Source organism: Streptomyces griseorubiginosus, assembly GCF_017614965.1.
Lineage (GTDB): Bacteria > Actinomycetota > Actinomycetes > Streptomycetales > Streptomycetaceae > Streptomyces > Streptomyces griseorubiginosus_B.
The window spans coordinates 46144-64980 of the sequence record NZ_WVUG01000014.1 but is presented as its reverse complement, the minus strand read 5'-3'; the positions used below and the strand labels follow the sequence as shown (position 1 = coordinate 64980).

General features: G+C 70.3%; 17 protein-coding genes. 14 read left to right on the top strand and 3 right to left on the bottom strand.

Features of this window, described 5'->3' with window-relative positions; genetic code table 11:
* The 8 genes from GRC12_RS04880 to GRC12_RS04845 all read left to right on the top strand — a co-directional run.
* On the top strand, positions 1–531 hold a 531-nt coding region (locus tag GRC12_RS04880), incomplete at its 5' end, for a hypothetical protein (protein WP_208777657.1).
* A gap of 142 nt (positions 532–673) precedes the next feature.
* Positions 674–1447 carry a DUF5995 family protein gene (locus tag GRC12_RS04875; protein WP_208777655.1) on the top strand — a complete coding sequence of 258 codons (774 nt, stop codon included), beginning with the start codon at positions 674–676 and terminating at the stop codon, positions 1445–1447.
* A gap of 95 nt (positions 1448–1542) precedes the next feature.
* Positions 1543–2580, top strand: coding sequence for a D-erythronate dehydrogenase (denD, locus tag GRC12_RS04870; RefSeq protein WP_208777652.1), 1038 nt, complete (start codon positions 1543–1545; stop codon positions 2578–2580).
* Between the two features lie 45 nt (positions 2581–2625).
* Positions 2626–3372 carry a phosphotransferase family protein gene (locus GRC12_RS04865; protein ID WP_208777650.1) on the top strand — a complete coding sequence of 249 codons (747 nt, stop codon included), beginning with the start codon at positions 2626–2628 and terminating at the stop codon, positions 3370–3372.
* A 94-nt stretch (positions 3373–3466) separates the two neighbouring features.
* Positions 3467–3943 carry a hypothetical protein gene (locus GRC12_RS04860; RefSeq protein ID WP_208777648.1) on the top strand — a complete coding sequence of 159 codons (477 nt, stop codon included), beginning with the start codon at positions 3467–3469 and terminating at the stop codon, positions 3941–3943.
* An 89-nt stretch (positions 3944–4032) separates the two neighbouring features.
* Positions 4033–4524, top strand: coding sequence for a DUF2975 domain-containing protein (locus GRC12_RS04855; RefSeq protein ID WP_208777669.1), 492 nt, complete (start codon positions 4033–4035; stop codon positions 4522–4524).
* Positions 4524–4745, top strand: a complete 222-nt coding sequence (locus GRC12_RS04850) for a helix-turn-helix domain-containing protein (RefSeq protein WP_133042457.1) — start codon at positions 4524–4526, stop codon at positions 4743–4745. Before GRC12_RS04855 ends, GRC12_RS04850 begins: the two co-directional genes overlap by 1 nt.
* An 85-nt stretch (positions 4746–4830) precedes the next feature.
* Complete coding sequence (locus GRC12_RS04845; RefSeq protein WP_208777647.1) at positions 4831–5736, top strand: NAD-dependent protein deacetylase; 906 nt, start codon at positions 4831–4833, stop codon at positions 5734–5736.
* Positions 5737–5814: 78 nt separating this feature from the next.
* On the opposite strand, the gene GRC12_RS04840 is transcribed toward GRC12_RS04845, so the two are convergent.
* On the bottom strand, positions 5815–9885 hold the full coding sequence (locus GRC12_RS04840; protein WP_244372025.1) for a beta-galactosidase: 4071 nt from the start codon (positions 9883–9885) through the stop codon (positions 5815–5817).
* Positions 9886–10392: 507 nt separating this feature from the next.
* On the opposite strand from GRC12_RS04840, the gene GRC12_RS04835 reads away from it, so the two are divergent.
* A complete protein-coding gene (locus tag GRC12_RS04835) occupies positions 10393–12825 on the top strand; it encodes a SpoIIE family protein phosphatase (protein WP_208777642.1) in 2433 nt (810 codons plus the stop codon).
* Between the two features lie 84 nt (positions 12826–12909).
* Positions 12910–13152: a DUF5302 domain-containing protein gene (locus tag GRC12_RS04830; RefSeq protein ID WP_208777639.1), complete on the top strand. Its 243-nt coding sequence runs from the start codon at positions 12910–12912 to the stop codon at positions 13150–13152.
* A 19-nt stretch (positions 13153–13171) separates the two neighbouring features.
* Here GRC12_RS04830 and GRC12_RS04825 read toward each other — a convergent pair whose 3' ends face one another.
* Together GRC12_RS04825 and GRC12_RS04820 are read right to left on the bottom strand one after the other, a co-directional pair.
* Positions 13172–13855 (bottom strand): class I SAM-dependent methyltransferase, encoded by a 684-nt coding sequence (locus tag GRC12_RS04825; RefSeq protein WP_208777637.1) that lies wholly within the window; start codon positions 13853–13855, stop codon positions 13172–13174.
* 135 nt (positions 13856–13990) lie between these two features.
* Positions 13991–14527: a TetR/AcrR family transcriptional regulator gene (locus GRC12_RS04820; RefSeq protein WP_208777634.1), complete on the bottom strand. Its 537-nt coding sequence runs from the start codon at positions 14525–14527 to the stop codon at positions 13991–13993.
* Positions 14528–14603: 76 nt separating this feature from the next.
* Here GRC12_RS04820 and GRC12_RS04815 point away from each other — a divergent pair, with 76 nt between their 5' ends.
* The 4 genes from GRC12_RS04815 to GRC12_RS04800 all read left to right on the top strand — a co-directional run bounded on the left by GRC12_RS04815 (position 14604) and on the right by GRC12_RS04800 (position 18188).
* Positions 14604–15653: an aldo/keto reductase gene (locus tag GRC12_RS04815; protein ID WP_208777632.1), complete on the top strand. Its 1050-nt coding sequence runs from the start codon at positions 14604–14606 to the stop codon at positions 15651–15653.
* A gap of 157 nt (positions 15654–15810) precedes the next feature.
* On the top strand, positions 15811–16833 hold the full coding sequence (locus GRC12_RS04810; protein ID WP_208777629.1) for an SDR family oxidoreductase: 1023 nt from the start codon (positions 15811–15813) through the stop codon (positions 16831–16833).
* Between the two features lie 141 nt (positions 16834–16974).
* Positions 16975–17481 (top strand): hypothetical protein, encoded by a 507-nt coding sequence (locus tag GRC12_RS04805; protein WP_208777627.1) that lies wholly within the window; start codon positions 16975–16977, stop codon positions 17479–17481.
* Positions 17436–18188 (top strand): tetratricopeptide repeat protein, encoded by a 753-nt coding sequence (locus GRC12_RS04800; protein ID WP_244372033.1) that lies wholly within the window; start codon positions 17436–17438, stop codon positions 18186–18188. The genes GRC12_RS04805 and GRC12_RS04800 overlap by 46 nt, the downstream gene beginning before the upstream one ends.
* Positions 18189–18837: the final 649 nt, after the last annotated feature.

The window sequence follows — 18837 nt, the reverse complement described above, 5'->3', positions numbered from 1 at the left end:
CTCCACCCGCCCCCGCCCGACGCGCCCGAGCGTCAACTGCGCTGGGAGGGCCGGGTGGTGACCACGACCGGCATCGCACCGCTCATCGACTGCCTCCACTGGGCACGGCGACTGTGCGTCTGGGCGGTGCCGACCGACGGAGACGTCTACGAGTGGCTGTACCCGCCCGCGGGCGGCAACGCCCTCGACGCGCACATGACCGTCGTCCTCGTGGCCCTGGCCCTCTACACGGCAAGCGCCGAAGCGGATGTGTCGCGCTGCGACCAGGTGCCGCTGAGCCAGGCGCTGCACCTGCTGTCGAGTGACGCACTGCGCCGCGTGCGGCCAGCGGGTGTGGGCGGTCGGCTGCGGGTGACCGACGTCCACCGGCTCGCGACGGCGTCCCCGGAGACCTTCGAGCGGTGGCGCAGGGCCGCCCACCGAGTTCTCGACGTGAACCTCGACGACCGGGACCCGGTTCTCCTGGCGGACCGCAACAGGTATCTGCCCACCATGCCTGACGACCTGACCTGGTACGCCGAACAGCCCTGACGGCGTCGGCGACGTCCTGCACGCCAACGGCCCTTTGCAGCCCAAGAGTTCTCGTCTCGTTGCCTGCAGGGCAGGGGCCGACCGGGGTGTGCCGTGGTACGACAGGTTTGCCGAACCAGGGGACAGCAGACGGGGGTTGAGCATGGCGGCGGAGAACATCGACGATGTCGTGAACGGACTTGCCGACATCGTCCGGGACGCGGGCCGCGCCGGCGACCGGATCGGTTACTTCGCGGCGCTGTACCGGCAGGTGACCGTTGAGGTCCGTTCAGCCATCCACGCCGGGCAGTTCGAGGACGGTGCCCGCATGGACCGCTTCGACACGCATTTCGGCAACCGCTACTTCGAGGCGTACGACGCCTGGCGCCGGGACCAGAGCGGGCCGCGTTGCTGGCGCGAGGCGTTCGGGCTGCTCAAGGACGACGACACCATCATCGTCCAGCACCTCGTACTCGGCGTGAACGCGCACATCAACCTCGACCTGGCCGTCGCCGCCGCGCGCACGAGCCCCGGCCAGGACATCCACGATCTGCGGCACGACTTCCTGCTGATCAACGACATCCTCGGGCGGGTGGTGCTGGCCGTGCAGGACTCGGTCGACGCCCTGTCGCCCTTCATGTCGTTGCTGGACAAGGTCGGAGGCCGCACCGACGAGCGGATCCTCGACTTCAGCATCCGCCAGTCGCGCGAGGAGGCGTGGTACAACGCCGTACTGCTGGCCGGGCAGAACGACCAGGAACGCGAGGCCACCATCGAGCGGCTCGACATCCGGGCGGCCGTACTGGCACGGCTCATCGCGCGGCCGGGCGGTCTGGTCCGGCCGGCGCTCGAGCTGATCCGGCGGACCGAAAGCGATGACGTAGCGGCCGTCATCACGCACCTCGACCAGGCCATGGAGCACGCTTCGACCCGGTAGGAGAGCCTCACCGGCCGGTGCGTTCGAAGGGTCTGAGCCGGTCCACGATGGGGCAGTGTGGACGCGAGACCTGGTGCGGAGAGGAGGCGGGACCGGTGCGGGTGGTCGTCACGGGTGCGTCCGGGTTCTTGGGCGGCATGCTGGCTGAGCGTCTGGTGTGGACGCGGGAGCTGGGGGGTGCGCCGATCGACCGGCTGGTACTGGCCGACCAGGTGACGCAGTCCAACAGCGCGCTGGTGGCCGACTCGCTGGTGGAGGTGGTCCGCGGCGACCTGGCCGCGTGCTGTCAGGAACTGTTCGACCAGCCCGTCGATGTGGTCTTCCACCTCGCCGCCGCGGTGTCCGCGGCTTGCGAGGCGGACTTCGAGCTGGGCCTGCACGCCAACGTGGACGCCACCCGGGCCGTTCTCGACGCGGCCCGCGCGCAGGCGGCGGCGGGCGGCCCGGTCGTTCGGCTGGTGTTCGCCAGCAGCATCGCCGTCTACGGCTCCAGTCCTGATCTGCCGCTGCCCGCGGTGGTCAGCGAAACCACGCTTCCGCTGCCACAGTCGAGCTACGGCACGCAGAAACTGATGTGCGAGCACCTGATCACCGACATGACCCGGCGCGGCCTGCTCGACGGCCGAGTCGCACGGCTGATGACGGTGGCGGTCCGCCCGGGTGCCCCCAACGCGGCCGCTTCCGGCTTCATCTCCGCCCTCATCCGCGAGCCACTCGCGGCCCGGCCGACGGTCTGTCCCGTCGACCCGGCCCTGCGCGTGGCGGTTGCCTCCCCGCGCCGCACCATCCAGGCGCTGACGCATGTCGCCGGGGCCGAACGCGGCACCGGTCCCGGCCAGCTGGCTGGCGTGCTGCCCGTCAACCTGCCCGCGCTGACCGTCTCCGTGGCCGAGATCCTCGCCGCGCTGCGCGAGGTGGCCGGGGGAGACGTGGCGGACCTGGTGAGCCTGGCACCCGATCCGGCCATCGAAGCCATCGTCGGCTCGTGGCCCGCCGTCTTCGACTCCCGGCGCGCTGCAGCCCTGGGACTACGGCCTGATCCGACTTTCCTGAGTGTGGTCAGGGAGTACGTCGCCGATCACCGGGACGCCGTAACCACAGCCATGCGCCCCCGGCCCCGTCACCGCACGTGAGAAATCCGGCGACGGCGTCGATCATCCCCGGGATACTGGTCGCCCATGGATGAGGTCGAGGTCGTCGTCGCCCATTCCGAGCGTGCGACCCTGCGCGTCGGCGATGTGTTTCTGAAGGTGGACGCCGATCAGGCGCGCATGGACGTCGAGGTCGAGGCGATGTCCCTCGTGCCGGTGCCAACTCCGCGAGTCCTGTGGCGCAAGCCGCCCGTGCTCGCGCTCGCCGCGCTGACAGGGACGACGCTCGGACGGCTCGGCGGGCCGTCGACCGGGACTCCGACGGCATGGGCCGCGGCGGGCGCCGCCATCCGGAAGGTGCACGATGCGCCACTGCCGCCCAGGCTCGGCCGGGCCGGCCGGAGCGTCGCCGCGCTGGTGGCGGAGCTGGACGACGAGTGCGAGTGGCTCGTGACGCACGGCGTCCTGCCCGCGGACCTGGTCACCCGCAATCGCCGGGTTGCCGAGGCCGCGCTCCGGCCGTGGACTCCGGCGTTCACGCACGGCGATCTGCAGATCGCGCACGTCTTCGTGGATGGCGACGCGGTCACGGGCATCATCGACTGGTCCGAGGCGGGCCGGGGCGATGCCCTGTACGACCTCGCCACCTTCACGCTCGGACACGAGGAGCACCTGGACGACCTCATTGCCGGCTACGGCACCGACGTCGACCTCGACGTGATCCGCGCATGGTGGTCGTTACGAAGCCTGCTGGCCATCCGCTGGCTTCTCCAGCATGGTTTCGACGCCTTCGCGCCCGGTTGCGAGGTCGACGTACTGAGATCCCGCGTGTGAGGACGTCCGGGCCTGGTACAGCTGTGACGCTGTTGTGGCAGAAGATGTGGGCCGAGCCACAGCCACACCGATCTCGTCCTGATGAGGTCGGCGTATGGTGTTCGCGCTGTTGCTCCTCCTCCCGGCTGGACTGATTCTCGGCTTCGGACTCGCGGGTTACGGCTTCGGCGCACTCGGCCGGGTCGGCCCGCGTCGCGCCGACCGTCGGCTGTGGATGCGCAGCGTCGCCGCTCTCCTGGCGGCGGGTGCCGTAGCTCTGTACACCTTCGGCCTGCTCCTGGTGGCGTTGGCCGTCCTGGACGCGGAGGACGGCGGTACCGATTCCTCTCCGCTGCGGCCCTGCCGGACGCCGGGCCAAGGGGAGCGGGCCCTGCACGTGGTCGACTACACCGTCAGCTACGCGCCCCTGCAGTTCGTCTGCGAGACCACCGGTGGCGGCACCTATGCCGCCACCACGGTCCCCGGCTGTCTCAACCCGGCGGTCCTCGGCCTCGCCCTGGCATCTGCCGCATGTGCCGGCACCGCCACCCTGCGGACGAGGCGCGACGCCGAGCGGAATCCGGACCGCTGACCGGGAACGCGACATGCGCCCCATCCCGCCCTTGCTCAACCTATCGATATTCGATAGATTCCCATCGTGATTCGATGGGAGGACAGGTCGTGGGAAAGCTGACAGTGGCCGCGTTGCGTGCGGTGCTCATGATCGTGTTTGTCGGGACGCTGTTCATCCAGGCGTTGATGGCATGGGTGCTGGTGAGCGGGAGCGATCCGGAAGACGGAACGCTCCCGCTGACCGCGTTTCGCGTCGCCACGATCGTGGGCATGGTGGCGGTCCAGGTCGCCGTGGTCTGCGTCGGGCGGTTGGTGACGATGGTGCGACGCGGCACCGTGTTCTCCCATGCCGCCTTCCGGTACGTGGACGGCGTGATCGGCGCGATCGTGGCGGCAGCCCTCGTGTGGTTCACGGTCACGGCCATCAACGCGCCCGGACAGCGCGACGACCCGGGCGTCACCCTCATCATGGGCGGCATCGGCGTGGCCATCCTCGGCGTCGCGCTCATCGTGCTTGTGCTGCGGATGCTGCTCGCCCAGGCCGTCGCGCGCGACGTGGAGGCGGCGCAGATGCAGGCCGAGTTGGACGAGGTGATCTGATGCCGATCGCCGTCGACATCGACGTGATGCTGGCCAAGCGGAAGATGTCCGTGGGCGAGCTCGCGGACCGCGTGGGCATCTCACCCGCCAATCTGGCGGTCCTCAAGAACGGCCGCGCCAGGGCCGTGCGCTTCACGACGCTGGCCGCGCTCTGCGAAGTGCTCGAGTGCCAGCCGGGTGACCTGTTGCGCTGGGAGGCCGAGGACATGGCCGGCGGATGAACCGGCGCTCGTTCCGGCGACTCGGCACGGGGCGGCGGGTGTGCTCGGCCGCGGATGGTCGGCCCGGGTTCCGTACCCTGGCGCTATGCGCATGCGCCCCACCTTGAGTTGGACTCCCTCCGAGGACCTTCCGCCGAGTACGACGGATCTGCGGCCGGTCGTCGACGCCCTGCGAGCCGGCGGTGTGCTGGTGCTCAGCGGTGCGGGCATGTCCACGGAGTCCGGCATCCCCGACTACCGCGGTGAGGGCGGGAGTCTGAGCCGGCACACGCCGATGCTGTACCAGGACTTCACCGGCAGCGCCCAGGCGCGGCGCCGCTACTGGGCGCGCAGTCACCTCGGCTGGCGCGCCTTCGGACGGGCCCGTCCCAACGCGGGGCACCGTGCGGTCGCCGAGTTCGGGCGGCAGGGGCTGTTGTCGGGAGTGATCACCCAGAACGTGGACGGATTGCACCAGGCCGCGGGAAGCCAGGGCGTGGTGGAACTCCACGGAAGCCTGGAGCGGGTGGTGTGCCTGGACTGTGGCGCCCTCAGCCCCCGACGTGAACTGGCCGCTCGGCTGGCGGAGGCCAATCCGGACTTCGCGCCGGTGGCCGCGGGCATCAACCCGGACGGTGACGCCGACCTCAGCGACGACCAGGTCGGGGACTTCCGCGTAGTGCCCTGCGTGCGCTGCGGCGGCATCCTCAAACCGGACGTGGTGTTCTTCGGCGAGGCCGTGGCGCGGCAGCGGGTCGAGCAGTGCAGGGAGCTGGTCCGCGCCGCGGACACCCTGCTCGTCCTGGGTTCCTCGCTGACGGTGATGTCGGGATTCCGGTTCGTGCGTCAGGCCGCGGAGGCGGGGAAACCGGTGCTGATCATCAACCGCGACGTGACGCGGGGTGACCGGTATGCCGTCGCTCGAATCGGGCTCCCGCTGGGCCGGGCCCTCGCGACGGTGACCGGCCGACTGGGGCATTCCGACGACAGCCTGGCGGCGCCTTCGATCTGACGTGCCGCATCCGGTCGTGCCGTCGCGCACCGGCCGGACAGCCGCTTCCCGGGCACGGGCCCGGGAAGCGGCTGCGCGCTAGTCGCAGGTCAGGGTCGGCATCGCCCAGTCGCCGTGGTCGTTGCCGTTTCCGTCGCCGGCGTCACCGACCCGGAGGTCGATCACCTGGGCTCCGCTGACGTCGACGTCGATGGGCACCGCGGCCTGTTTGCCGCGGATCGTCGGCGTGGTCACCAGCGTCTTGCCGTCGGCGATCACGGAGAACGTCACCGTTCCCGCACCGCCGGTCTCGTCGTCGACCCCGACATCCGCCGTGAACCGTGAGCAGGTGCCGGCGAGATAGAGCTGGACGTCGCTGACCGAGTTGGTGCCCAGACCCTTGGTGTAGCCGACTCCTGCGATGGTGATCGGTCGGCCGTCGCCGGCCGCCTGCTCGCCGACGCTGCTGTCGCGTTCCACCGGACCCCAGCCGTTGGTGGACGACAGGAACGTCAGGTCGCTCACCGCGCTCTTGCCGGACGGCGGAGCGGGCGGGATTCCGCCGACGATCCGCTCGTCACTGCCGACGGCCTGGCGTCCGTTCTGCCGGTAGCGCACCGTCGCCGTGATCGCCGAGGCGGACGGCAGCGTCCCGGTCGGCGGCTGGACCTTCCAGGTGAAGGTGGCCGAGCCGCCGGGTGGTACCCGCTTGACGGACGTGGGGCTCGTGGCGCTGACACTCCAGCCGTCGGGCGCGGCGAGCGAGCCCGTCAGCTCGGACGCGGACGACCGGTCCTTCGGTACCCGCACCGTCGCCTCGGCCGTGAAGGCCTGGGCCGGCTGAGCGGTGTCGGGCACGTTCAGGGTCACGTCCGCTCCCGGACGCTTGGGCATCGCGTACGTACGGGCGTCGTAGCGCGGGCTGTCGTTCTGCGCGACGCGCAGGGACGAGGCGTAGCTGCCGTAATTGGTCAGTGACACCTTGCCCAGCCCGCCGGTGCTGCCGTCCAGGTTCCACACGGCGATGGCGATGCTGTTGCGGCCGTTGGGATTCAGGATTCCGTCGGGTACGGGGAAGGTGTGCTGCGGGCCGAGGTAGTTGACGTAGTTGCCGACCTGCCAGCCGTTCACGAAGATCGTCGCACGGTACTTGCGCGACGGGTCGTCGGTGAACGTCAGCCCGAGCGAGGTGTCCTGGCCGTGCGGCAGGTCGAGGCCGACGTCGGTCCGGTACCAGGAGACACCCGGACGGGTGTCGGTGGTCGGCAGGGAGACCCGGTCCCAGTTCTTGTCCGGGTAGCCCGGCAGGGACCAGCCGGCCCGCTCGCCGTACAGGCCGCCCGTCGAGAGCGGTCCGCGCACCGTGTCCTGCAGGTCCTCGCCGCCGCGTACGCCCTGCAGCCGCCAGGTGACGGAGGTCAGGGGTGCGCCGACGAGGGAGGCGCTGGTCAGGCCGCGTGCGGTCTTGTTGCCGTTGGTGGAGTTGTAGTCCTCCTCGTGTCCCATGTTCACGGTGAGCACGGAGAGGACGTTGTCGCCCTTGGACCTCACCGAACCGTCCGGGAAGGTGAAGTCGGCGCTGCCGGTGGTGGAGCTGCCCAGGAAGGTGCCGTTCAGCCAGGCGGAGAATGCCTGCGCGCCGCCGCCTGAGTCCGACACCAGGTGGATGCCGGTTTCCTTGCCGGAGGCGTGGAAGCGGCCGCGGTACCAGGTGTTGCCGGTGTGGAAGCCGTAGTCGTCGGCGTAGAGGACGGGCAGCGCGTTGACGCCGGAGACGCTGTTGGTGGTGGTCTTGTCGGCCACCTGCCAGCTGGAGTCGTCGAAGGCGGCGGCCGCTTCGGGGGATTCCTCGGCGTGCTTCCAGTTCGTCAGGTTCGGCAGGTGTACCGCGGCGGCCACCGGGATCTTCCCGGTCAGGCTTCCGGTGTCGCCGGCCCGGGTCTTCAGCTCCCTGCCGTTCCAGGTGACGTGGGTGGCGGAGGTGAACACCTCGATGTTCTTGTCGTCGGCGTTGTCGCCGGTCAACGCCACGGTGCGGCCGCCGCCGAGGCTGGTCGCGGTGCGCAGCAGATGGGTGCCGCGGACGAGTACCGGTCCGTTCGCCGTGTCCTGGCGCCAGAACGTCCTGGCCGTGGCCTTGTCGCCGACGAGCAGGAGCAGCGGGGGCTTTCCGCCGCCGCTGACGCTGATGCGGATCAGGCCCTTGTGGGTGTAGTTCAGGCGCAGGTCACCGGTGGCCTCGTCCCAGGTGGTGGTGGCCGTGCCGCCGCTGGTGGTCACGGTGGGCCTGGAGGAGTAGCGCAGCACGGTCTCTCCGTCGCTGCCCGGGTCGCCGTAGAGCACGGCGACGTCGCGGTCGCCGATGGCCGCAGTGGTCATGATCTCGGAGGTGGAGTACTGCAACTGTGCGTGTCCGAGCTGGTAGTTGGCGACGATCACGTGGGAGTCGCGGCCGTCGAGCGTGATCGCGGTGCCCGGCTGCTGGGGCACGACCGGGTAGGTCGGCTGAGCGGCGGCGGTGCCCGTCGGTACGTCGATGGCGTCGATGGCCACGTAGTTGTCGGTGGAGGCCGAGCTGTGGCTGCCGGAGACGACGATCTTCAGGGTGTGCGATCCGGCCGGCAGACCGGTCTTCTGGAAGATCACGGCCTGGTTCTCGCCGCCGGAGTCGTCGACCGTCGCCACCTTGGTGCCGTCGAGGTAGACGTCGGCGTAGCCGTGGTTGTTGGTCTTCGACCCGATCCAGCGGATCGCGGTGCCGTCGAAGGGGACGGTGAGGGAGTCGCCGGCCTTGTTGGAGAACGACTCGGTGTGCTTGTAGTCGCCCCCGGTGTAGCTCTGGTTGGCGACGTGCGACCACGAACCGGTGTACTGCAGCGCGGAGTCGGGGTCGTCCCAGGTGTAGGTGGTGTCCGCGGCCGGCTGGGCGTTGAAGTCCAGCGAGATGTGGGTCTTGTCGACCGCAGTGGACGTGGAGTTCCCGTGCCGCAGCACATGGAACTGCGTCTTGGTGTCGGCGTTCATCCGGGCGGTGTCGACGACCGCGGAGTCGTCCGGCGGCGTGGTCCTGATCGCCTCGGTCTTGGTCAGCGGCGCGACCGACTGGGTGAAGTACCCGATCAGCTTGTCCTCGTCGTACTTCGGGTCGAGCTGGCGGGTCTCACGGATCGCCGCTCCGTAGTCGTACGACGTGTAGTTCTCCGGCATGCCCAGCCAGCCCCAGTTGGTGCCGCCGTAGGTCATGTAGAAGCTCTGCGCGGTGGCCCCGACGGCGATGTTCTGCTTGTAGAACACGTTGGCGAACTGGTCGTTGATCAGCTGGGCGCACTTGTCGTAGCCCGGCCCGCCCCAGGGGTCGAAGGCGCCGCCCTGGAACTCCGGGGAGTACAGCGGCTTGCCGGCCGGGTGGTCGTAGCTGATGTCGGGTACGCCGTTCCACTTCGTGGGGTTGGAGCAGTCGAAGCCCTGCGGGTAGGAGTCCGGCCCGTCGACGTCCAGGGCGCCGGTACCGGAGTTGAAGGTGCCGTTGTTGTTGCCGGTCAGCGGCACGGTGATGCCGTCGGCGCGGGCCTTGTCCTCCAGGTGCTGCATGTAGGAGCGGCCGGCGGCGGAGCCGTTGTAGTACTCGTTCTCGACCTGGTAGGCGATGACCGAGCCGGTGCCGTTGGTCAACTGGTGGCGGGCGATGATCCGGTCGATCTGCGTCAGCCATTCGTCCGCGTACTTCAGGAACCGCGGGTCGTCGCTGCGGTTGTTCCCGGCCTTGGTGGTCAGCCAGCCGGGCAGGCCGCCGCTGTCGACCTCCGCGTTGATGTACGGCGCCGGGCGCGCGATGACGTAGAGCCCGGCCTCCTGGGCCATGTCGAGCAGCTTGTCGACGTCACGCACTCCGCTGAAGTCGTACACACCCGGCTTGGGGGAGTGGTAGCCCCAGTCGAAGTACAGCGAGGTGGAGTTGAAGCCGGCGGCCTTCATCTTCTGGAAGATGTCGCGCCACAGGTCCGGGCTCGGGAGCCGGAAGTAGTGGAACTCGCCGGACCACAGGTAGGTGCGCTTTCCGTCGACGAGGAACGAGTAGCCGTCAAGACTCACGGTGTGTGCCTGCGGGCTGCCGGCCGAGGTGGCGGAGGTCTTTCCGCCCCTGTCCTGCGCCACGGCGGGCGCGGTCATGCCCGCGGCCAGGGCGATGGTCGCGGTCGTCGCGAGGACCGTCCTCCACCACCGGCCGCGGCCGGGTCTCGCAGCTCTTGAACCGATTCGATTACTCCGCACTGCGGCCTCCATACCGCCTGAGCAATCAGCATCAAACAGACTCAGGCAAAGTCGAACAGTAGAGCCGCGCAAGGAGCAACACAATGGGTCGGAAGCACACGGTCGAGACGGCAGGGGCCGACGCGAAACCGGCACGAGGGCGGGCCACTTGACGGCACGTCACGACACCGGGATCAGACCCGCAGGGGAGGTTGGCCGCGAAGACGCGCACGCACCTCAGCGCCGTCGCCACGCACAGCATCGGGGTGATGTTCTTCCCCGACCGGTCCGCCGCCCGCGTCGAGCGGGTTGAGCAGGGGGTGTCTTGGCGGGATGCTGGAGTCAGTGCCCGTCATCGGTGACGTAGCGCCGAGCCGCGGCGCTGTTCGTGCTGCGGCGCGAGAGGAACGATGCCGGACACCGCCCATGGACCAGGAACCCGACACGAGCGCAGCGGCGAGGGACTCGGGGACGCCCGAGGACTTCGCCGTCGTCATCGACGCCCGCGGGGCCGTCATGGCCTGGAGCGCAGGAGCGAGCAGACTGCTCGGGTATGAGGCCGAGGAGGTCGTCGGCCGTCCCGCCGCCTCCCTGCTCGCCGCGAAGCTGCCGTTCGCGATGCGCCGCCGCCTGGCCGCGGGGGAACCGTGGACGAGCGATCTGGCACTGCACAAACGAGACGGAGACCGCGTCAAGGTGCAGCTGCGGGGCTTGCCGCTGGCGCACTCCGCCGCCGGAACCCCTTGGGTCGTCGCCCCGGCGGCGATGACGTACCCCGCCGCGCCGGCCGACGCGGAGACGGCCGAACTGTGGGACCTCACGCTCGCCCAGCTCCCCCTGCCCGTGGCCGTCTACGACCGCGAGGCCCGGTTCGTGGCCTGCAACCAGGTGATGAGCCGGGCCATGGGACTCACACAGGAGGAGATGAGGGGCCTGACCCTGTGGGAGATCTACCCCGCCCCGCCCCTGGATGAGATCGACCGCCTCCAGCGCCAGGTCGTGCGCACCGGCAAGCTGATTTTCCGTGAGGAGCAGCCGTTCCGGGCCTCCGGCGAGGTCCGCGATCACGCCTGGTCGGTCTATCTCTCCCCCCTCAAGGACCGGGCGGGCGAGGTGCTCGGGGTGTCGGCCGTGGTGATCGACATCACCGGGCAGTACTGGGCCCGACGCCGTCTGGCGGTGCTGAACGACGCCGGTACCCGCATCGGCAGCACCCTGGACGTGACCCGGACAGCGGAAGAGCTGGCCGAGGTGGCGGTGGACGGGTTCGCCGACTTCGTCACCGTCGACCTGCTGGAGTCGGTCGTCCAGGGCCACGAGCCCCAGCCGATACCGCCTGACGCACCGGTGCAGTGCCGCCGGACCGCACAGCGGTCGGTGCTCTCCGGTTGCCCGGAATCCGCGGTCCGGGCGGGCGACGTCGATTTCTACCCGCCCGGAACACCACCGGCGCAGGCCCTCATCACCGGACAGGGCGCCTACTACCGTGCGAGCGACTCGAAGCTGCGCGAGTGGACGACGGCCTCCCCGGCCCGCGCCGAGAGCATGCGCCGGTTCAAAATGCACTCGGTGATGATGGTGCCGCTGCGCGCACGGGGCATCACCCTGGGCGTGATGCACCTCCTGCGGCACCGGACGGCGGACACGTTCGGCGAGGACGATCTGCTGCTCGCCGAGGAGATCGCCGCCCGGGCCGCGGTGAGCATCGACAACGCCCGCCGCTACACCCGCGAACGCCGCACGGCGCTCGCCCTCCAGCGCAGCCTGCTGCCCGCGAGGCTGCCCCGTGCCGAGGCCATGGACCTCGCCTACCGGTACTTTCCCGCTGGTTCAGGGGAGGAGATCGGCGGCGACTGGTTCGACGTCATCGCGCTGTCCGGCGGGCGGGTCGCGCTGGTGGTCGGCGACGTCGTGGGCCACGGCGTGCACGCGTCTGCGACGATGGGCCGCCTGCGCACCGCGGTACGGACCCTCGCGGACGCCGACTTCGCGCCCGACGAGCTGCTCACCCGGCTGGACGACCTGGTCATCCGGCTCGACCGGGAGGAAGGCCCCGACGCGCGACGCGACACCGACGGAGCCTCGGGAGAGGTCGGTGCCACCTGCCTCTACGCCGTCTACGACCCCGTGGCCGGAGTCTGCGATCTGGCCCGGGCCGGACACCCGCCACCCGTCCTGGTCACAGCCGACGGCACCGTACAGCTCCTGGACCTGCCCGCCGGGCCACCGCTCGGCCTGGGCGGACTGCCCTTCGAGGCCGCCCGGATCGACATGAGCGAGGGAAGCGTTCTCGCCTTCTACACCGACGGCCTGATCGAGACCCCCGGTCGCGACCTCGACGTAGGACTGGAGCTGCTCACCGAGGCGTTGCGCCGCCCGGCTGCCGACCTGGAGGAAACCTGCGACGAGGTGATGCGCAAGGTACGGCCCGACCCGCCGGCCGACGACATCGTCCTGCTGCTGGCCCGCACCTCCGGACTCGGGACGGACCGGGTCCGCACCTGGCAGCTGCCCGCCGACCCCGCCGCCGTGTCCGGCGCCCGCCGCATGGCGAGCGAACAGCTGACCGCCTGGGGCCTGGCCGAACTCGACTTCTCCACCGAGCTGATCGTCAGCGAACTGGTCACCAACGCCATCCGCTACGGCAGCGAGCCCATCGAGCTACGACTGATCCGAGCCGACGTACTGATCTGCGAGGTCTCCGACTCCAGCAGCACCGCGCCTCACCTGCGACGGGCCAGGGTCTTCGACGAGGGCGGACGCGGACTGCTGCTCGTGGCGCAGGTGGCCGAGCGCTGGGGCAGCCGCCACACCTCCGCCGGCAAGACCATCTGGGCCGAACAACCGCTGTCCGGCTGAGCGTCCCGGAGCCATCGCTGACGCCGCGCGCCCTCCCGGCATGGCAAGCTGTGCTCGCAACAGCCCGAGCCTCAGGAGGACACGATGACCGCAGAGACCGCATCCCAGCAAGGTTCGGAGCCGGCTGACGCCGAGACGTCCGCTGTTGTTCCCGCAGGCGACGGCCAGGACGACATCAAGCGCAAGTTCCGTGAGGCCCTGGCCCGCAAGCGCGGCGCGCAGGCGGACTCCGCTGACGCTGCCACGAACGGTGACACGTCGAAGATCCGCGGCGCGCACGGCCCGGCCGCGCACCAGCGGTCGTTCCGGCGCAAGAGCGGCGGCTGAGCGGCTGACGTAGCCGGGCTCAGCGCAACCGGCGTACGCGCAGCACCAGATCGTCGGTGTGGTGCGCGCCGGCGCCGCCGTCGGGCACCACACGAGGCCGCTGCTCGTGCACCTCCACCTCCCAGTCGTCGTCGAGGAGGTCGACGACCATCGAGGGCCACACGTAGTCAGCCGGGTCGAAGCCGCTTTCGTGGTCTTGCTGGCTCTCCATCCCCGCGTGGTGCACGACCAGCAGAATGCCGCCCGGCGCGACGGCGGCGAGCAGCGCTCGCTCCGCCGCGCCGTCAGGGGTGCGCAACAGGGCCGGGTACTGCGCCGACACCAGGGCGAAGGAGGCCGGCGGGAGCATCGCGTCGGTCAGCGCGGCGTGTACCCAGTGAACGGCGAGCCCGGCGTCCCGTGCGTGCCCGGCCGCCCGCTGCAGTGCCACGCCGGAGACCTCGAGGGCGGTCACGTCCCAGCCGCGGCGCGCGAGCCAGACGGCGTCCGCGCCCTCCCCGCAGCCGACGTCGAGTACCCGGCCGGGGGTGAGTCCCGCGACGTCGGCCACGAGCGCACCGTTGGGCCGGCCGCTCCACAACTGCTGCCGGTCCGAGTACCGGTTGTCCCATTCCGCCCGCACCGCCGGGTCCCCGAGGTATGCGTCGGCAGGCCAGGGGGTGTCGGACGCGGGTGATGCTTCTGCGATGTCGTTGTCGGTCACGGACCCACGGTCGCCGAACCGGGTCCTGGCCTGCCACTTCTGTTGCCGGTCCGGCAAAACGGCAGTCACCGCGTCCGCGCGTTCACGTCCTGGTGGCACGGTGCTACGGGGCCGGGCGCTGTCGTGTGTGGATGCCTACCGGTGCGTGCTCAGGCCGTCGAGGATGAGCCCGAGCATGTGGGGGGCGCGGTCCTCAGGGGTGGACGCGGCGCGCCACAGTGCCCCGGTGAGTTGGAGGAAATCGCCGGGGTCGGCGTCCTGGCGGATGGCACCGTCCTTCTTGCCGGCGTCCAGGAGTTGGGTGAGGGCGGCGATGACGGGGCCGTAGCTCTCCTCGGCGATCGCCTGGTGCGCCCCGGCGCTGAGGGCGTCACCCAGGCCGTGCTTCTTGCGCATGGCGTCGACCAGGTCGGTCGTCCAGTGGCGCAGCGCTTCCAGTGGCGGCAGCTCTGCCAGCAGGTCCGGCACGGTGCCGGTGATGCGGGCGACCTCGTCCTGGTAGACGGCCAGGACCAGGGCCTCGCGGGTGGGGAAGTTGCGGTACAGCGTGCCCGCCCCGACTCCGGCGCGCTGGGCCACCTGGTTCATCGAGGCGTTGCCGTCCTCGCTGAACGCCTCGCGGGCGGCCGCGAGGATGCGTGCCCGGTTCTCGCGGGCGTCTGAACGGACCACGGGACCTCACCTTGCTAAGTGGAGAACTCTCCACTACGGTATTCGGAGAGCTCTCCACTTACTTTAGAGGGGCACCATGCACTACATCAAGCTCGGCACCACCGGCATGGACGTGTCACCGATCGCGATCGGCGCGATGACCTACGGCGAGCCCGACCGCGGGCACCCCGTCTGGTCGAAGGGCGAGCAGGAGGCCCGGCCGCTCATCCGGCACGCGGTGGAGGCGGGGATCAACTTCTTCGACACCGCGAACATGTACTCCAACGGTTCAAGCGAGGAAATCCTCGGCCGTGCGCTGAAGGACTACGCCGACCGCGACACCGTGGTCATCGCCACCAAGCTGCGCCACCCGATGCGCCTCGGCCCGAACGGACGGGGGCTGTCGCGCAAAGCGATCATGACGGAGGTCGACCACTCCCTGCGCCGTCTGGGAACCGACTACATCGACCTCTACCAGATCCACCGCAACGACCACTCCACGCCCTGGGAGGAGACGCTCGAAGCACTCAACGACCTCGTGAAGGCCGGCAAGGTCCGCTACCTCGGTGCCTCGTCCATGCACGCATGGGAGTTCGCCAAGGCCCTGCACCTGCAGAAGCAGAACGGCTGGGCGCGCTTCGTGTCGATGCAGAACCACTACAACCTCCTCGCCCGCGAGGAGGAGCGCGAGATGATCCCGCTCTGCCTGGACGAGGGTGTCGGCACCGTCATCTGGTCGCCCCTGGCGCGCGGACGCCTGGCACGCGCGTGGGACGACGCCCGCGCCACGGCACGTGCCGAGACGGACGGAGCGTTCGCGGACCTCCTCTACTCGCCCGAGCAGGAGGCGTCCAACAAGGCGATCGTCGACGCGGTGGGTCAGGTGGCACAGGCTCACGGCGTCAGCCGCGCACAGATCGCACTCGCCTGGTTGCGGCGCCGGCCCGTCGTCACCGCCCCTCTGGTCGGCGCCGGCTCGATCCGGCAGATCGACGAGGCCGTGGCCTCCCTGGAAGTCGATCTCACCGACGACGAGGTGCGCGCCCTGGAGGCCCCGTACACGCCGCGGTACGACTGGCAGGGCGTCTCGGACGAAGCCGAGTTGGAGGCCATCCGCCGGCGTATCCCCGGAATGGCCCTGGCATGAGGCTCCTCGTCCGCTCCGGCGCTGCCGCCGACGCCGGAGCCCTTCCCGCCCCTCCTCGGCCCGCTCGTGGCCTGGCCCGCCGAGTTCATCACCGCCGCCCCCTGGCAGGACCCGCCGTACTCACCCCTCTACAACGTCGCGAGCCGAGGAGACACAGATGACATCGGTACTGGTCACCGGAGGAACAGGATTCATCGGCAGCTGGTGTGTCCTGACCCTGCTCGACGCCGGACACACCGTTCGCACCACGGTCCGCGACCTGCGGCGTGAACCGGCACTGCGCTCCTGGCTCCACGCGGCCGGGCCGTTCGACGACGACCGCCTCACGGTCGTACGCGCCGACCTCGAACACTCCGGGGGCTGGGACGACGCCGTCGCCGACTGCGACCACGTCCTGCACGTAGCCTCCCCGACCCTGCGGCACACCCCGGCCAACGACGACGACCTGGTCGTCCCGGCACGGGAGGGCGTCGTACGCGTGCTGCGCGCCGCCCGCGACGCCAAAGTCCGCCGGGTCGTCCTCACGAGCGCCTTCGGCGCCATCGGGGTCGGGCACCCCCCGCGCTCGACCCCGTTCACCGAAGAGGACTGGACCGACCTCGACAGCGACATTCCGCCCTACCAGCGCTCCAAGACCCTGGCCGAGCGCGCCGCCTGGCGGTTCGTCGAAGAGGAGGGCGATGGTCTGGAGATGGCAGCGGTGCATCCCGTGGGTGTCCTCGGTCCCGTGCTCGGTCCCGACGACCCGCCGTCCCTGCGTCTGGTGCGCAGGATGCTCGAGGGGCGGGTCCCGGCATGCCCGCCCTTCGCGATGGGCTACGTGGACGTACGCGACGTCGCCGACCTGCACGTGCGCGCGATGACCGATCCGGCAGCCGCCGGGGAACGCTTCCTTGCCGTCGCCGGACACAGCCTCCGCGTCGTCGAGATGGCCCGCATACTGCGCGACCGCCTGGGTGAGCGCGCCGCGAAGGCCCCGACCCGCGAACTGCCCGTCTGGCTCGCCCGCGCGCTGGGCGTCGTGAACCCGGAACTGCGACTGCTCAGGCACCAGCTCGGCCGCGATCTCGACGCCACCGGCGCCAAGGCCGAGCGACTCCTGGGGTGGCGGGCCCGTCCGATCGAGGACACCATCGCCGAGACCGCCGAGAGTCTCCTCGCGCACGGCATCGGCCGATGACCGGGACGACGGCCGGCCAGTGACGTTGTCCTTCGAGCTCCCCCTCCGGCAACCCGGCAACATCTCCGCTCATGTGTCTGTGTGAACCGCTTCGGAGTGGAGCAACTACCTTTCAGGAGTGAGGTGAGTGGGGGAGGGGCTGTGGCCGACGGACTCTCGGACGGTTTCCGGTACAACATCACGCACACCCATGTGACGGGCCAGGCCGGGGACACCACGCGGACAGCGACCCTGGTCGGCACAGCAGGCAGTCTGGAGCGGTTCGCCGACCGGGTGAACGAGCGAAGCGAGTTCTGCGGGCACTGCGACGCGCGCCTGCGGGTGGTGCTGCGGTCCACGGCCGAGGTACGGCGGCGTCGGCGCGCGCACCGGCTGCTCTGGCCGGTGTGGGCCGTGCTGGCCACCTTGAGCGGCTGGGGCCTGGTGGAGGTGCTGCGTACCGGTGACGGGCGGGGCCGCGCCGACCTCTTGGCCCTCGTCACGCTGGCCGGGACGGTCCTGTTGGGATACGCGACCCTGCGCAGCCTGATCCTGACCCGGGGGTTCGACACTCCCGAGGTACGCAGGACGGACCGTCGGGAGCCGGACGGGGTCCGCCACGGCTGGAGAGCTCCCCGCCAGACCGACGCCGGAGAGCGCACGGCATAGGTCGGCACCGGGAGGCCGCCGAGCAGCACGAACGGGCTGTCGTGCTCTTCCACTCGGTCGGCGATGCGCAGGGGGAGGCCGACGTGCTGAACAACCTCGGCATCGTGCTGGAGTTGGTGGAGGACTTCACCGCCGCCGTCGAACGGTACGAGCGTGCCCTGGCGTTGTACCGGTCCATGGACCACCCCTTCGGAGAGGCGAGCGCCCTCGGCAACCTCGGCATCCTGCTCGTGCGGCTGGGCGACCACACGACGGCGGCGGGGCACCTGGAGCCTGCCCTGACCCTGTTCCGACGGCTGGGAAACACCTCGGGAACAGGGCATGCGCTGTCCAACCTCGGAAACGCGCTCAGCGGCCTGGGCCGGCACGCGGAAGCGGCCGGGCATCAGCGCGAGGCCCTGGAACTGTTCCGCCGGATCGGCGAGCGTTACGGCGAGACCGGCGCCCTCAATGGCCTGGGCGAGGCCCTGCACGGCCTCGGACGCCCCGCCGAGGCCCTCGACGCCCACGCACAGGCCCTCGAAGTGGCGCGTGAGATCGAGGAGCAGGAAGAACAGGCCCGCGCCCACGTCGGTACGGCCGCCGTGCTGCGAGCCGGCGAGGACGTGGCCGGGGAAGTCACCCACCTCCGTGCAGCCCTGACGCTCTATACGGCGCTGGACTCCCCACGGGCACAGGAGGTCACCAAACTCCTCGACGGCCACTGACGCAGCCTCGGTGCGGCAAGGAGTAGGGGGGCTCCGTGCGCGGCGTTGGCGATACGAACCGGGTCGCGCTGTTGTGGCCACTGAGCGTGATGTCCTCCAGGCTCAGGGTGGCGGTGCCGTCCGGTTGCTGGGCGCGCTTGGCGGCGGCGCGCGGGGTCTTACGGGCGCGGTGCAGCCGTCCACGTACCGCGACCGGGCCTATGCCGAGCGCCGCGGCGGCTTCTCCTGGTCAGCTGGTCGACGACGAGTTCTATGACCGCCGCCCGCCACCACTCGACGGCGTATGGTCCGCGACCAGGTGTGGATCGGTGATGCGCCGTGTCACGAACCGGGTCACACCGTCTATGTGGCGCCGGTAGAACTCCTCCAACGCGGCAGGATCTCTCGCTGCGTGCACGCGACCGCCCCCCGTCGCGTGCCGGTCGCGGTGCAGTGCCTGGGGTTCGCCGTGCCGGTCAGGGCACGCGTCGAAGGGAGGGTCGTGACGGACGACGGGGTTTTGCACGATGGGATCATCGGTAAGACCGCACGCCCCGGCTTCACACCGTTTCCGTACCCGGGCCGGTCCCCCTACCGGCCTCCGGCAACACACTACAAAGTGTAAGGTCAGCCTTCGTCCCCGTACCGTCCTCCACCTTCAAGGTGATCG